Below are 15,410 nucleotides of genomic sequence, written 5' to 3'. Positions count from 1 at the left end.
CCACCCCCAGCCCCTCCCCCACGAGGGGGGAGGGGGGAGGGCTGCGGACTACGGACGGCGTTGGGCGATGCGGTGGTCGCGTGGGCCCTCCCCCACAAGGGGGGCCCTCCCCCACAAGGGGGGAGGGCTACGGATACGGCGACGGGGGGAGGGCGACGGATACGGCGACGGGGGGAGGGCGACGGATACGGCGACGGGGGGAGGGGATATGTCATTACACGGTATACGTAGAGACGTTGCAGTGCAACGTCTCTACATGATTGCGTGTCTACATGATTGCGTGGTATGGATAGCCGTCATTGCACGAACCCACAGCGCCTTGTATCAACCCTCCCTCTCTACCCGTGACTAGCCCGTTCACGCATCGCCGCTATCGCTGCCGCCAATGCCGCCTGTTGCCCGCCGCCGCCTTGAGCCAAACGGGCCTGACCACCACCACGCCCACCCAATACAACCATCCCTGCCGCCAGTACATCGCGTGCATCAACAGCAGTGTCAGGATGGCAGGCCACGACCACCTGCACCCGCTCTTCACCGCCAGCGATGATCGCAATGCCACCGGGCAGCTCAGCGATGAAGTTGGCAATGGTGCGCAGCCGTTCAATGGTGGCCGTGGGCAGCGTAGCCGTCACAATGCGCCGACCATTGCTCTCCGGTGTCTGCGCGTACCATTGTGCCGCGCGCAGCGCATCGAGCTCGCGTTGAGTTTGCGCCAGTTCGCGTTGCAGGGCCTGCTGCGTCTCTTGCAAGCGAGACACCGCAGTCGGCAACTCGGCCCATCCTACACTCAGCGTTGCCGCCGCGGCTCGGGTCGCCGCATCACGTTCGTGCAGCGCTGCAATCACTCGCCTGCCGCAGACAAACTCAACCCGAATCATACCGCGCTGCCGCGACCACCCCAACACTGCAATTGCACCCACTTCACCGCTGCGTGCTGGGTGGGTGCCACCGCACGCCGAATGGTCAATGTCGCCGATGCTGACCACCCGCACATTGTTGCTGACTGCCGGCGGCTTGCGTAACGGGATACGATCGAGTTCGTCTGGCGACACAAACCGAGCCTGCACTGGCAAATTCCGCCAGACCGCCGTATTCGCCCATGCTTCAGCCGCGCGCACCTGCGCTTCGCTAAGCTCGTTCACCGCTAGATCAATGGTCACACTGCGTTCACTGAGGTGAAACGAAACCGTTGGCGCATTGCAAGTGGCGATGAAGGCAGCGGTTAAGATGTGCTGGCCGCAATGCTGCTGCATGTGATCAAACCGGCGTTCCCAATCGATCTGACCGGTAACGGCCATACCTCCTTCTGGCCAGCTATCGCTCCCTGCGAGCAGATGCCAGACTGTGCCATTGTCGCTCTGCACATCAACCACTTCCCAACGATGCGGTGCAGTGGTGGCGGATAACCAACCTCGGTCAGCCGGCTGACCACCCCCTTCTGGGTAGAATGCGCTGCGATCGAGCGCCAGCGCCGGATGGCTATTGCGTTTAGCGACCGCAATGACCTGCGCAGTAAACTCGGTAAGGTATGGGTTATCGTAGTAGAGGCGAAGGGTTTCGTTCATGGGTTGAGTAGGGTTTCAACGATATGGCCATTAATAAGCTTATTGATAATAGCAGAAATGCGGCAGTTCCACTGCCGCACACTGTAGTTGCATCCCGTTCTATATTGCCGTAGTCGAACCGCCGCCACTCCCCAACCCCTGCTTCCTATTCCCCTGCAAACACCTTCACCGGCTGCCAACGCGCACCATCACGCCGGAGCAAGGCAATCAGACGGCCAGCGGGATCGTGGGCGCGAGCGCAGTGTTCAGTACCATCGTGCGCCGGTATCGCTATACCATGCCGCACTCGGCGGGCATCGGCTTCATTGAGCTGAAGGATTGGCCAATCGAGGACGACCGTTTCTGGCGGTAACAGGTGCTGGATCACCACTGAACGGTCGGTCAGTGTGGCGAGCGGTACGGCCCGTTCGAGCCGAAATGGGCCGACGAAGGTGCGTTGCAAGGCAGCCAGATGCGCGCCACAACCCAACGTAGCGCCAATATCGCGGGCCAGCGCGCGAATGTAGACGCCTTTGCCGCACTCAACTGCAATCGTCAGATCGGGCGGCGTCCACGCCAGCAACTCGAGCCGGTCGATCTGCACCCGGCGCGGCGCAAGGGTAACGTCGTTGCCGGAGCGAGCTAGGGCGTAGGCCCGTTGACCATCGATATGGAGGGCAGAAAAGACCGGCGGCTGTTGCAGAATGTCACCACGAAACCGGTCGAGCACTGCGTCAAGCTCACTCGTTGTCAATGCTGGTACCGGTTTGGTCGCGAGTGTCTCGCCCTCGGCGTCATCGGTGGTAGTCTGCACTCCCAGCCGCACCACTCCCACATAGCCTTTACGCGCCTCTACCAGTTGATCGATCAAGCGGGTGGCGCTGCCTAAAGCCACCGGTAACACCCCCGTAGCTGCCGGATCGAGCGTCCCGGCATGGCCTACCTTCACCGTCCGCCCCACCAACCGGCGTACCCGTGCCACTACGTCGTGTGAGGTCAGACCAATTGGCTTATCAACCGCCAAAAATCCAATCAGCTCAGCCATGATTCTGTCGCTCTACCGCTTGTCGTAACGCTGGCAACACCGCTGCCACTGCTGCGTCTAGCCTCATCTGCAACGTCGCCCCTGCCGCTTGCCGGTGGCCACCACCACCCCATATCCGAGCAACCGCAGCTACATCAACGCCGGGCACCGAACGTAAACTCACCTTGACCGTACCGTCAGGGCGCTCACGGAAGAGAACACACGCGCGCATACCAGCCACCCGCTGCAACCGGCTCACGGTATCATCAGTCGCCTGCTCCTCGGCGCCAGCGGCGCGCAACATCTCCTGTGTCACCACTGTCCAGAAGATGCCATCTTCCTGCTGCAAATGGGCCATCGCCATGCCAGTCAAGCGCAAGGTCGCCGGCGGGATCGAGAAAAAGACCGCATCAATCACCCGCTGCTTATCGGCCCCAGCCTCAAGCAACATCGCTGCGCGGCGCAGCGTTGCCGGGTTGACGTTCGGGGTCTGAAAACTTTGGGTATCGGTCATCATACCCAAAAACAGACACGTTGCCGCGTCAGGTGAGAGCGGCCATGCCAGTGCCGCAAACAGATCGACCAGCACCTCGGCACACGAAGGCTCTTGCGCGCGAATCAGGCTGACTGTTCCACCGCCATCGTTGGTTGCATGATGATCGACAATAATTAGTGGACGGGACGTCAACACTGCCTGATGTTCATCATAGATTGCGCCAGCGCGTGACAGATGGGCGACATCAACCATCCAGATCAAATCGCACTCTGGCAGGTCCTCGCCTGAGTGATAGACGCGCAGCGCATCATAACCGGGCAACACGGCGCAATAGTTAAGCGGCGGCGACGACGCTAAAGCGATGGTCTCTTTGCCCAACGCGCGCAAGACATGCATCGTGCCCAGCAACGAACCGATCGCGTCACCATCAGGATTAACGTGACTGAGGAGCAAAATACGCTGCGCGCCAGCCAGCGCATCGCGGATCGGGCCGGCGGCCTGTTGCGGATCAGCGTAGATCATAACCCTCCGGTAGTAGACGCCGGCGCCACAATCCGGTACACCGAATGGCCGGCACGCTTCTTCACCTCTTTCAGGCGCAGATTGTGGCGCGGCCCCAGCCGCGGAATGAGATGGTTCAAACCACTCACCACCACAAACCAATACTCGCCGCCGGGACGCAACTGGCGCAACGGTGCAAGCACAAATTCATGTTCAATTGCGTAATCGCCGATTTTAGCCGGAATATTTGAGACGATCAAATCGTAGGGGCCGGGTGGCGCATCGCTCAAGCCCACACTCCCCAACACGCGCACATTCGGCGTCGCGTTGAGTTCGGCGTTGTGGCGCGCATACCGCACCGCCAGCAGATCTTTATCAACGAGGGTCACATCAGCGTGGGGAAAGCGGCGGGCAAGGCAAATCCCGATCACACCGCAGCCGCAGCCAAGGTCGAGGATGCGCTGCGGGTTGGGTTGCGCCGGTTCAATCAGACGCAACAGCAGATCGGTGCCTTCATCGACTTGAAATGACGAAAAGATAGTATGGCCCACATCGAACGCAAACTGCTGGCCACGCAACGAATAGGCAATCCGCTTCTTATAATATGGATCGAACGGGACGGCATCACTGCTCATCATCGAGTTTGGGCGGATTAACCAGCCGCTCGTGCTGGATTTCGCGGAACACCTGCTCAAGGTGCATACTGTAATCAAGCGATGTGTCTTGGATAAGGCGCAATTCAGGAATAAAGCGCATATAGCCCATCTCATCGGCCAGTCGTTTGCGCAAAAAGCCACGGGCATGGTTAAGAGCAGCCATAGTCGCCTCACGCTCTTCCGGCGTGCCCATCACTGAAATATACACTTTCGCATGCTGCAAATCGGCGCTCACTTCAACACGAGTCACCGTAGCAAATCCAACCCGCGGATCTTTCAATTCTTTCTGAATCACCTCGCCGAGGATGCGTTGCATCGTATCGGCTACTTGTTGCAAGCGTTGTTTTGACATATCTCATCCTACCTTATACAGGCACCGCGCGCTGTGTCCTTTCGGCAGCATAGCACGCGGTGCTCTGCCACTCACAACGTCGCCGCCACCTGCTCTTGACGATAGAACTCAAGCGCATCACCGGCTTCGATGTCATTAAAGCCTTCCACAATCAAACCACACTCGTAACCGGCAGTCACCTCACGCACATCGTCCTTGAAGCGCTTAAGCGACGAAATCTTGCCGTCGTGGATCACCACACCACGGCGCAACACGCGCACATTCTGGCCGGTGCGAGTAATCTTACCGTCGGTAACATAGACGCCGGCGACAATCTCGCGAGTCGGTAAACGGAAGGTCGTGCGCACTTCGGCATAGCCCTCAACCACCTCTTTGAAGGTCGGTGCGAGCATACCGGCCATTGCCTTCTTCAAATCATCTTGCAGTTGGTAGATGATATTGTAGAAGCGAATATCAATCCCGTGCTGCTCGGCGTGGCGACGAGCCGCCGGGTCAGGTCGGGCATTAAAGCCGATGATAATCGCGTGGCTAGCCAAAGCAAGGTTGACATCACCCTCGGTAATTGCACCCACGCCCCGGTGGATGATGCGCGTCTGCACTTCGCTCTGCGACTGGTTCAACTGCTCGATCAAATGCGCGATTGCATCAAGCGACCCCTGCACATCAGCCTTCAAGATCAGGTTCAGTTCCTTCACCTGACCCTGCTTCACCTTGCCAAACAGCTCTTCAAGGCTGGTACCACGGGCGCTGGCCGCCATTGCCTCAGCGCGCTGCTGACGCTGGCGCTGCAAAGCGATTTCACGCGCCACCACCAGATCGTCCATCACCTGCAAGATATCGCCAGCCTGTGGTACCCCTTCCAGACCGACAATCTCAACCGGCGTCGAGGGTTCGGCGTGGCGCAGACGCTTGCCGCTATCGCTAAACATCGACTTGATCTTACCGGCGACGCTACCTACCAGTACATTATCTTCGAGATGGAGCGTGCCATTCTGGATCAACACCGTCGCTACCGGGCCACGGTTCTTATCGAGCTTCGCCTCGATAATCGTTCCCACTGCCGGCGCATTGGGGTTCGCGCGCAGATCTTCAAGATCGGCCACCAGCAAAATCATCTCCAACAAGCCATCGATATTAATCTTCTGGCGGGCCGAAACGTGAACGCACGGCACATTGCCGCCGTATTCCTCAACAATCACATCAATCGCCGCCAACTGCTGCTTAATCCGGTCAGGGTTCGCCGTTGGCAGATCGATCTTATTAATCGCCACAATCATCGGCACCCCAGCGGCCTTGACGTGAGCAATCGCCTCTTCAGTCTGCGGCTTCACGCCATCGTCGGCGGCCACCACCAGTACGACAATATCGGTCACCTGAGCGCCGCGGGCGCGCATCGCAGTGAACGCCTCGTGGCCGGGTGTATCGAGGAAGGTAATCTTACGATGGTTAACCTCAATTTGATAAGCGCCGATATGCTGGGTAATCCCACCGGCCTCACCCTCAGCCACACGAGTCGACCGAATCGCATCGAGCAACTTCGTCTTGCCGTGGTCAACGTGGCCCATAATCGTCACCACTGGCGGACGCGGACGCATCTCTTCCGGTGGTTGGGACTTTAACACCTCTTTAATATCTTCGACAATGCCCGCCATTTGTTCGGGCACAATCTCAGTCGTTTCAATACCAAAATCGCTAATAATCAACGCTGCCGTCTCATAATCAATCTGCTGATTGATATTCGCGATCATCCCGGCCTTCAGCATCGCCTTCAGAATATCAGCAGCGCCAATTCCGGTCGCTTCTGACAATTCGCGCACTGTCATAATCGGCGGCAACGCCACCGGGCCGCGCGGACGCACTACGGGACGGGCCGGCGGCGGTGTTTGCGGACGGCGCAGGGCGCTATCGCGCTCGCGCTCTTCGGGTTGCGGACGGCCACGAGACTGCTGCGAGCGGCCACTGCGGGCATTCGAGCTACCACGGGCCGGCGCAGGCGGAGGAGCGCTGCCGCCACGAGGCGTTGGAGCGCCACCGCTCCGAGGGCCACCGGTAGCCGGCGGCGCACCGCGCCCAGACGACGCCGGCGACGAGCCGCGCCCAGAGGGCGCTGGACGACCGGATGACTGATTCGCCGGTGGACGGTTCCCCCCTGCCGGCGGGTTCGAGTTACGGCCAGCACCGCTCGCCGGCGCACCATTTGTCGTTCGGCTGCCACCCGGCTGGCCGGCGCTACGACCACTGCCCGTTCCCGTACCGCCTGTATCGCGTCGTGGTTTATCACTCATTATCTACTCCCTTTCTGGGGAGAGCATCGCTCAAGCGGACGTTCTCCCATTAAGCTTAGGCGCACGAACATCAACGGCGCCGGCGGCAGCAAGCTTTCAGCAAGGTGCCAATGCAGCCGAACACTTCTCAAGAAGACGCCGTTGACATCGTCTCCTGAAGCAATTGCCGCCCCATCTGTTCAATCATCGCCCGGTCATCGGGATGTAGCGCGGCAATCTTCAACGCGCGTTCCACCGCGTGGCGGCGCAAAGCCTGTGACCAGCACTCAGGGTTGTGGCAAAGGTACGCTCCACGTCCGGGCCGCTTACCGGTCGGATCGATCGCTACCCGCCCCGTTGCATCGCGCACCAAGCGGATCAATGCGCGCTTGGCGTCGCTCTGCCGGCAAACAATACACGTGCGTTGCGGCACATGGCGCGGACGCACCACCCCAGACGTGACTTTGGCCGCCATCGCCTCACTCCTCATCGGGCGAAGCCTGCCCGCCTTCCAGCAAGATGTAGGAAGCGAACAGGCGATCGTTGTAGTAAATAAAGATCTTCTGCGAGGTTGCCCGTACCTGTACCGTCTGGCCAACTAGATCATTGCCCAGTGGGCCATAGCGATGACCGCGATAGCGGATCGTGCCATCGGCCTGCACCACCCGCTGTTCAACCGGCGCGCTCGCCAATTCGGCCTCGATCGCCATCTGTTCGGCTTCAGCTTCAGCACGCGCTTCAGCCGCCGCCCGCTCCTCTTCAAGCAAGGCTGTAGCACTCTTGATATCGATCCGCCAGCCGGTCAGCTTGGCCGCCAACCGCACATTCTGGCCTTCCTTGCCGATCGCCAACGACAATTGCTTATCGGGCACAATTACCAGCGCGGTATGGTCGTGATCATGCAGATGCACCTCCACCACTTGCGCCGGCGAGAGCGCATTAGCAATATACTCGCGTGGATCGGATGACCACTGCACAACATCGATCTTCTCGCCATTCAGCTCGTTCACGATATTCTGAATGCGGATGCCGCGCATCCCCACGCACGACCCAACCGGATCGATCCCCTCTTGGCGAGCGGCGACAGCGACCTTGGTGCGCAGACCGGGTTCGCGCGCCACCGACTTAATCTCAACCGCACCGTTGTAAATCTCCGGCACTTCCATCTCAAACAGGCGGTTGATCAAATTCTTGTGCGCGCGCGAGGCGATCAAACGCGGGCCGCGATCATCCTTCTTTACCTCAACCAACAACACCTTCAGGCGCTGACCGTGGTAGTAGCGATCGTTCGCAACCTGCTCCTTGGGCGGAATAACGGCCTCGGCTTTACCTAGTTCGAGGATGACATTGCCGCGCGGGCCATTATTGCGCTGCACGGTAGCGGTCAGCAACTCACCCTCACGATTCTCAAACTCGCTATAGACATAATTCCGCTCGATCTCTTTAATTCCCTGCAAAACCACCTGCTTGGCGGTTTGAGCCGCGATCCGGCCAAAATCGCGCGGCGTGCTCTCGACCAGCACCGTCTCGCCAATCTGAGCATCGGGCTTGATCCGGCGCGCAGCCTCGAGATCGATCTCAAATCGCTCGTCGTACACCTCGTCAACCACCTGTTTTTCGGCGTAGACCCGCGCCACCCCGCTCACCGGATCGAGCTTCACCATCACCTCAACGGTCGGCGGGTTGGGACCGAGCAGGCGTTTATACGCGCTGACCAACGCGCGCTCCATCACATCAATGATGGCTTCTTTCGGAATACCGCGTTCGGATGCAATCTGAGTAATCGCCGCGTAAAAATCGCTTTTCATCGCTATAACTCGCCTGACAATAAGAAAAGTGGGTATGACCCACTTTCCACTCGAACAATGCAGACTGCTGCGCCAGACCGCTGCAACAGCAGCGGAAGCGGCTTTCTAGCGGTACTCACAGACGGTTCATCGCGCTTCCCTGAACGGCCTGATGAGACTGTCGCCCATTTCGACAGCAGCGAGTGTCAAGCAGGCGGTTGCCCATGCCCACGGTTAAGGCAACCTGACTCTACACGTCAAGTATATCACCACCGATCGGCTTTTGCAAACCGTTTTTGAACGGATTTTCGCCCCATCAATCGAACATGCGTGCGAAAATCAGCAATGCCAGCGGGCGATCTGTGGTATAATAGCGTGTGATGATGCGAGCAACCATTCGAGCGAAACGCATGCGCCAACCATTCTATGTTATTGACGCCTTGGCTGCCGGTTATGCCACTGTTCACCGCCAGCCATTCATATTGCTCTTCTCAATTGGGTTGAGCGCATACCTCTGGCTCGGCAGTGCGATCACCTTGGCACTCCACCCAGCCAGCGACCAGAGCATCATGGCGCAGTGGCTCGGCACCTTACACGCAATTGATGCGCGCACTCTGCTCGTGTTCACGAATCTGATCCCGCTCCTCACACCGGGGGCGGAGGCAATCACCCCACCGCCGTTGATACTCTCAGGCGGGCAATTTGGGTTAGCGGTGATTGGGTTAAACGCCGTTGCGCTCGCGCTCAGCAGCATCTTTCTGGCATCGCTCCGCCAACTGATGCACCAAGAGCGGCCATGGCTGCGAACAACGTTAGCGCAAAGCGTCGCGATCGGCATCCGGCTCACCGGCGCAATTGGTATTGGGCTTGGCATCTTGGCGCCGCTGCTCGCGCTCACCATTGCGATAGTATCGATCATGCCAGCGATAACGCCATTCTTCTTCACCAGTTGGATCGCGCTTGGTCTGATCGGGCTGATCATCTTTGGCTTCACGCCAGAGATTATTACGCTCCAGCGACACGGGCCACTCGCTGCATTGCGGGCAAGTTGGCAATTCGCCCGCCAGCGCTGGTTTTCGATCGCCACCTTTCTAGCGATTTGCACCGTGATTGAATTTGGATTCGGCTATCTCTGGCGGGCAATGGCCAGCCAACCGGGTTGGCTGGCGCCGGCTATTGTTGGCAACGCCTATATCGGCAGCGGCATCCGCGCCGCACGCTTGCAGTTTTACCAGTATCACGCCAAGATGTAACGCCAAAACCGTTCTTTACGAACCGAGGCGCGCCGAGCGCTCCGCTATATCTTGCTTAAGGAACACAAACGATGACGAACGAGACTCCGGCAACCTACGACGAAAGCCAGATTCAGGTGCTGGAAGGCATGGAAGCCGTCCGCAAGCGCCCCGGCATGTATATCGGTCCCACCGACATCAACGGCCTGCACACCATGGTGCGCGAGGTGGTTGATAACTCGGTGGATGAGGTCATGGCCGGGCGCGCGACCAGCGTCAGCGTCACGATTCACCGCGACGGCTCGGTGACGGTGAGCGATGACGGCTCTGGCATTCCGGTCGGGATTCATCCCAAAGAAGGCATTAGCACCCTCACGCTAGTCATGACCCGCTTGCACGCTGGCGGCAAGTTTGGCAGCGGTGGCTACAAGGTCTCATCCGGCTTGCACGGCGTCGGCGTGTCGGCAGTCAATGCCCTCTCGTCGTATATGCGGGTGGATGTCTACCGCAATGGCCGCCACTACTATCAAGAGTACCGGGCCGGCGTACCGGTAACTGATGTGATCGATCTCGAACCGACCGACCGCCACGGCACCACCACTCGCTTTCTACCCGATACGTCGATCATCCAAACCCTCGACTATAACTTCGATACGCTGGCCCAACGCTTCCGCGAGATGAGCTATCTCAACAAGGGACTGCGGTTTAAATTTGTTGATGAGCGCACTAACCGTGAACTCAATTTTTATTTCGAGGGTGGGATTGTCTCGTATGTCCGTCATCTCAACAAAGATAAGACCGTTTTGCACCGTCAGCCGTTTTATGTCGAGCGAGTAGTTGATGAGGTGATGGTTGAGATAGCGTTGCAGTACACCGATTCGTTCGACACGGATAACGTCTACACCTTCGCCAACAATATCAACAACTCGGATGGCGGCTCCCACCTGTCGGGTTTCCGTACTGCGTTGACGCGCGTGATAAACACCTATGCCCGTGCCAAAGGGTTGCTGAAAGAGAATGAAAGCAATCTCACCGGTGACGATGTACGCGAGGGCTTGACGGCGGTCATTAGTGTCAAACTGAAAGACCCCCAGTTCTCGTCGCAAACCAAAGAGAAGTTGGTCAGCCCCGAAGCGGCTAGCGCAGTGGCGACGGTTTTCGGCGACGCCTTCAGCGCATGGCTCGACGAGAACCCTACCGAGGCGCGGCGGATTATCGAGAAGGCGATTTCGGCGGCCCGCACCCGCCTTGCCGTGCAGAAGGTGCGCGAGACGGCGCGTAAGAGCGCGATGGAAGGCTTTTCACTGCCCGGCAAGCTGGCTGACTGCTCAGACCCCAATCCGGCCCGCTGCGAGCTATATATCGTCGAGGGTGATAGCGCCGGCGGCACCGCTAAGCAGGGGCGCGATCGCCGCTTTCAGGCGATTCTGCCGCTGCGCGGCAAGATTCTGAACGTCGAGAAGAGCCGGCTTGACCGTATGCTGTCGAATGCTGAGGTGCGGGCATTGATTACCGCTATCGGCGCCTCGATTGGCGATCAGTTTGATCTGAGCAAGCTGCGCTATCACCGCATCTTCCTGATGACCGACGCTGATGTGGATGGTAGCCATATTCGCACGCTCTTGCTGACGTTCTTTTTCCGCCATATGCGCCCGCTCATCACTAACGGCCACCTCTTCATCGCCCAACCGCCGCTCTACCGGATCAAGCACGGGCGCGAGCAGGTCTATACCTATTCTGACGCCGAGCGAGACGCTTACCTAAGCAAGTTGCCGCCCGGCACTAAAGTTGAAATCCAGCGTTACAAAGGGCTGGGTGAAATGAACGCTGAGCAGCTCTGGGAAACGACGATGAACCCGCAGAACCGGGTGATCTTGCAGGTGACGCTAGAAGACGCGGCTCGCGCCGATGAGACGTTCACGATGCTGATGGGTGATCTGGTGCCACCACGTCGCCGGTTTATTCAGACCCACGCCAACGAGGTAGTGGAGCTAGACATTTGATACGTTGAACGGGGCGACGTGGGTGTCGCCCCACCAATGACCGCCAGTCTGCTTGTGAAAGATTATCGAGTATCTGATGAGTGAGAGGCTAGTCGCTGTTCGCGGTACAACATGTTCTGCCCCACTCGCCAGAACCAGATGATCAACAGGAGCAGGATTAACCAGACGGGTGACCAGACCGCTATCACTATCAGTGAGGTGAGAATACTCTGAAAGAACGCTAGTACAAGCTCGATCTGCTGGCTTAGCACTGTACCCGGATCCCATTCCGCTTTCGGCTCTGCTTTGGACGATGCAGCAAATGGATGAAGCTCGACAGTTATTGTCGAGTAATTTGTATTCTGTTCGAGATAGCGCATGCGACCTTTCACCTGCTCGATCCGGCCCTGTACCTCGCTGATAGCCTGATGGACGCGCAGCGTCTCTTCGAGCGTGCCAGACCGTTCGAGCAAGGCATTGAGCCGCTCGCGGGTCGCCTCAAGGTTACGCAACTGCGATTCTAGATCGACATATTGCTCGGTAACATCCTCGCCATCAACTGCACGGCTGATCACCCGCTTTGCGATCCCCTCAGCATCGGATAACACCCGCTCGAAGCGCTCGGAAGGCACACGGAACGAGATGTACGACGTTTTGCGCTCACCTTCGCCACTTGTGCGCACGCGCAATAGATAGCCGCCGGCCCGATCAACAATAGTGCGCAGTTGCGCCTCGGCGTGATCAACCGACTCAACCTCCATCGCCAGATGTGCGGTCAGAATGACCATTCGCGAGCCGTACTGCAATTGGTTCCCTTCAGCCGGCGCATTGGCACGATCGCCACTCGCTTCAAGACCCGTATTTGCCGCCGGAACAACCGCTTCCACTGGCGCCGCCTCTCCCGCCCCACCGCTCACCAGCGCGCCTTGTGGTGGCACCCTCAACGCCGCTCCGCTTTCAACCCCAGTAGCATGCTCCGGTGGCGCTGTTTGAACCGACGCACCGCACGCCGCCAGCACAAACGCCGCTGCCACCATCATGATCATCACCAGCCGTGCCATACGATACTCCCTCGAACCTGAGAATCTGCTGATAACCGGTGTTTGATGATAGCAACGGCACAGAGCGGGATTTGGTTCCCGGTCGAATGATGAAACTTTTCCTCACGACATACGTAAGGAAGAACAGGTAAGGTATTCCCTTCTACAACCGGTTCATTTTCGCCAAGGAGGAAATTCATGACCGCACCCGACCCGTTTTCATTACCACCCGCGCCAACCGTTACGCGCCGTAGCAGCAACACGCTGTTAATTATTGGTGGCATCACTGTAGGCATGCTCTTGATAGTAATCGGCGCTAGCGCGCTAGCTTTCAATCTCCTCTTTCAACGGGCAAGTGCGATCCCCGAATTATTACCGGCGGAAACCCAACTCTACGCCGCGATTACGCCTAATCTGAGCGATCTACCCAACATTAACCGGTTACAGCAAGCTTTCCCCGAAACCTTCGACTATCAAAACACCGACGAAACCGCCGATTTTCTACAAGAACGCTTCGGCGTAACGTTTGCTGACGACATCGCGCCATGGATCGGCCCCGAAGCAGCGGTAGCCGTCTACGGATTACCGATCGATCAGCTTGGCCGCGCCATAAGCGAATCGACCAATCCATTCAACCCGCCAGCAACGCTCGACCCGTTGGAAGATGTTGACCTCAGCAACGCCAATGTGCTGCTGATCGTAGCGACCCGCGATCAACGCGCCGCGCAAGCCTTCCTTGACAAACAACGCACCTTCCGCGAAGGGCAAGGCGAGCGTTTTACCAACAGTACAACCGGCGGCGTAACTATCTATGCCAGCGAGAGCGATGAAACGCCGTTCGCCGCTTTTGCGCTAGCGCGGAATATGGTAGTTTTTGCCAACAACGCGGCTAGCATCATGAAACTGATTGAGCAACGCAGCGAGAGCACGCTGGCCCGCAACGCGCAGTTCCAAGCCGTGCTCCAAAGTTTGCCGAATGACCGGATCGGCACAATCTACATTGCCGGGGAAGCACTGGCGCGCTTTGTTGAGAGCTTGTTCGAGTCAGGCTCGCTCGATGAGAGCAATCCAACCATTGCCGATATCCGATCAGCGGCACAGGCCATGCGAGGCGTTGGCTTCACAATGGCAGTGATCGAGAGCGGTCTACGCTTCGATGCAGTAACGGTCTTCGATCAAACTCGGCTGAGCAATGATGTACGCGAGCAACTGCGCAACTTCCGACCCACCGTTTCACCTGAACGGGCCAGTAACGTGAGCAGCGCCGCGATCGGCGTATTCAGCTTCAGCATTCCCGCTGACTGGGGCAAACAGTTACGCAATCAAGCTGAAGTAGATTCGTCCCTGCGCAATCTGGAAACTAGTCTCAACCTCGATCTCGACCGTGACCTATTTGACTGGTTCTTCGGCGAGGCGGTTATTGCCGTGTTGCCAAACGATAGTCGTAGTCTGCCGGCAGGTGGCTACTTTGCCCTGCGCGTTGCCGATCAGGTGGCTGCGCAGCGCGGTATGCAACGGTTGACGGAGTTGTTAGAAGACTTGATCGGCCTCCGCTTCACAGAGACATCGCTGGGACGCACGCAGGTGCAAGCGTTTGAAGAGAGCGATCTCTTCTTTGGCTACGGCTTCAACGGCAACGATCTGGTGATCGCCGTAGGCCGGCAAGCAATGGAAGCGGCCTTCGGCGCGGAACAGAAGCTGGCCAGCTTTGCCACCTACACTAATGCCCTAAAGGCGTTGCCGTCACCGAATAGTGGTGTATTTTACGTGAACCTCAATGCTGCCCGCGATCTCGCCAACCGGCTCGGCAATAGTCCAGTTGATCCCGATACCGAACGGCGGTTAGCACCCTTCCGCGCCATCACCAGCAGCGGCACTCCTAGCCTCGACGATCGCGGTGCGATGAGAGGTACCCTGTTGTTGAGTATCGAGCCGTAGGGAGTGGGGTTGTCTGCGCGCCTCTACGCCCTGCGCCTCGTGACATCAATGCCAACCGGGTCGCTAAGAACGGCTATGTGAAGTCGTCTATGCGCCCCTGCGCCCTATACTTTGTGACTGCTGCAAGCGGGACGTTGGTCGCACGGGACACGCTGCGGTGGTGGCACAACCTGCGCCCTATGCTTTGTGACTGCTGCAAGCGGGACGTCCGCGATCCCAATTTACCATTTTCCCCTTACCCCACCAGATCGCAGTCAGAGCGAGAACCATTCCCCCTCCCCCCGTCGCCGTCGTCCGTAGCCCTCCCCCCGCCGCCGTATCCGTAGCCCTCCCCCCTCGTGGGGGAGGGCTGGGGGTGGGGGGGGCAGCCATCGCGCTCAACAGATTGCAAGGGGCGGCATAAATTCCGCCCTACACAATGCGTCCTCCCCCCCTCCCCCCTCGTGGGGGAGGGGCTGGGGGTGGGGGCATCCCCCGTCGCCGTCGCCGTCGCCCTCCCCCCGTCGCCGTCGCCGTAGCCCTCCCCCCGTCGCCGTCGTCCGTAGCCCTCCCCCCGCCGCCGTATCCGTAGCCCTCCCCCCTCGTGGGGGAGGG

The 15,410-nt window shown here is 58.7% G+C and carries 12 protein-coding genes; 3 read left to right on the top strand and 9 right to left on the bottom strand.

Annotation, left to right across the window (positions count from 1 at the left end):
* Window positions 1-338: 338 nt before the first annotated feature.
* From Q1A00_RS15360 to nusA, 8 genes are all read right to left on the bottom strand, one after another.
* Window positions 339-1,565 carry a DHHA1 domain-containing protein gene (locus Q1A00_RS15360; RefSeq protein ID WP_298405997.1) on the bottom strand — a complete coding sequence of 409 codons (1,227 nt, stop codon included), beginning with the start codon at window positions 1,563-1,565 and terminating at the stop codon, window positions 339-341.
* 145 nt (window positions 1,566-1,710) lie between these two features.
* On the bottom strand, window positions 1,711-2,589 hold the full coding sequence (gene truB, locus Q1A00_RS15355) for a tRNA pseudouridine(55) synthase TruB (RefSeq protein ID WP_299757651.1): 879 nt from the start codon (window positions 2,587-2,589) through the stop codon (window positions 1,711-1,713).
* Window positions 2,582-3,586, bottom strand: a complete 1,005-nt coding sequence (locus tag Q1A00_RS15350; RefSeq protein ID WP_298406001.1) for a bifunctional oligoribonuclease/PAP phosphatase NrnA — start codon at window positions 3,584-3,586, stop codon at window positions 2,582-2,584. The genes truB and Q1A00_RS15350 overlap by 8 nt, the downstream gene beginning before the upstream one ends.
* A complete protein-coding gene (locus Q1A00_RS15345; RefSeq protein ID WP_298406003.1) occupies window positions 3,583-4,203 on the bottom strand; it encodes a methyltransferase in 621 nt (206 codons plus the stop codon). Before Q1A00_RS15345 ends, Q1A00_RS15350 begins: the two co-directional genes overlap by 4 nt.
* Entirely contained in the window at window positions 4,190-4,573 is a 384-nt protein-coding gene (gene rbfA / locus Q1A00_RS15340) for a 30S ribosome-binding factor RbfA (RefSeq protein WP_298406005.1), read from the bottom strand. The genes Q1A00_RS15345 and rbfA overlap by 14 nt, the downstream gene beginning before the upstream one ends.
* A 71-nt stretch (window positions 4,574-4,644) precedes the next feature.
* The gene (infB, locus tag Q1A00_RS15335) at window positions 4,645-6,858 is read right to left on the bottom strand and encodes a translation initiation factor IF-2 (protein WP_299757646.1); all 2,214 of its coding nucleotides are present in this window, start codon (window positions 6,856-6,858) and stop codon (window positions 4,645-4,647) included.
* A 127-nt stretch (window positions 6,859-6,985) separates the two neighbouring features.
* Entirely contained in the window at window positions 6,986-7,312 is a 327-nt protein-coding gene (locus Q1A00_RS15330) for a YlxR family protein (protein WP_298406009.1), read from the bottom strand.
* Between the two features lie 4 nt (window positions 7,313-7,316).
* On the bottom strand, window positions 7,317-8,645 hold the full coding sequence (gene nusA / locus Q1A00_RS15325; protein ID WP_298406011.1) for a transcription termination factor NusA: 1,329 nt from the start codon (window positions 8,643-8,645) through the stop codon (window positions 7,317-7,319).
* 389 nt (window positions 8,646-9,034) lie between these two features.
* On the opposite strand from nusA, the gene Q1A00_RS15320 reads away from it, so the two are divergent.
* Entirely contained in the window at window positions 9,035-9,877 is an 843-nt protein-coding gene (locus tag Q1A00_RS15320) for a hypothetical protein (RefSeq protein WP_298406013.1), read from the top strand.
* 71 nt (window positions 9,878-9,948) lie between these two features.
* The gene (gyrB, locus tag Q1A00_RS15315; protein ID WP_298406016.1) at window positions 9,949-11,859 is read left to right on the top strand and encodes a DNA topoisomerase (ATP-hydrolyzing) subunit B; all 1,911 of its coding nucleotides are present in this window, start codon (window positions 9,949-9,951) and stop codon (window positions 11,857-11,859) included.
* A 62-nt stretch (window positions 11,860-11,921) separates the two neighbouring features.
* On the opposite strand, the gene Q1A00_RS15310 is transcribed toward gyrB, so the two are convergent.
* Entirely contained in the window at window positions 11,922-12,899 is a 978-nt protein-coding gene (locus tag Q1A00_RS15310; RefSeq protein ID WP_299757641.1) for a DUF4349 domain-containing protein, read from the bottom strand.
* A gap of 177 nt (window positions 12,900-13,076) precedes the next feature.
* Between Q1A00_RS15310 and Q1A00_RS15305 the strand changes: the two genes are divergently transcribed.
* Window positions 13,077-14,816, top strand: coding sequence for a DUF3352 domain-containing protein (locus Q1A00_RS15305; protein WP_299757638.1), 1,740 nt, complete (start codon window positions 13,077-13,079; stop codon window positions 14,814-14,816).
* Window positions 14,817-15,410 lie beyond the last annotated feature (594 nt).

This window comes from uncultured Chloroflexus sp. (genome assembly GCF_938091255.1).
Lineage (GTDB): Bacteria > Chloroflexota > Chloroflexia > Chloroflexales > Chloroflexaceae > Chloroflexus.
Note: the sequence above shows the minus strand (reverse complement) of the source record. Positions and strands in the feature narration are given on the sequence as shown.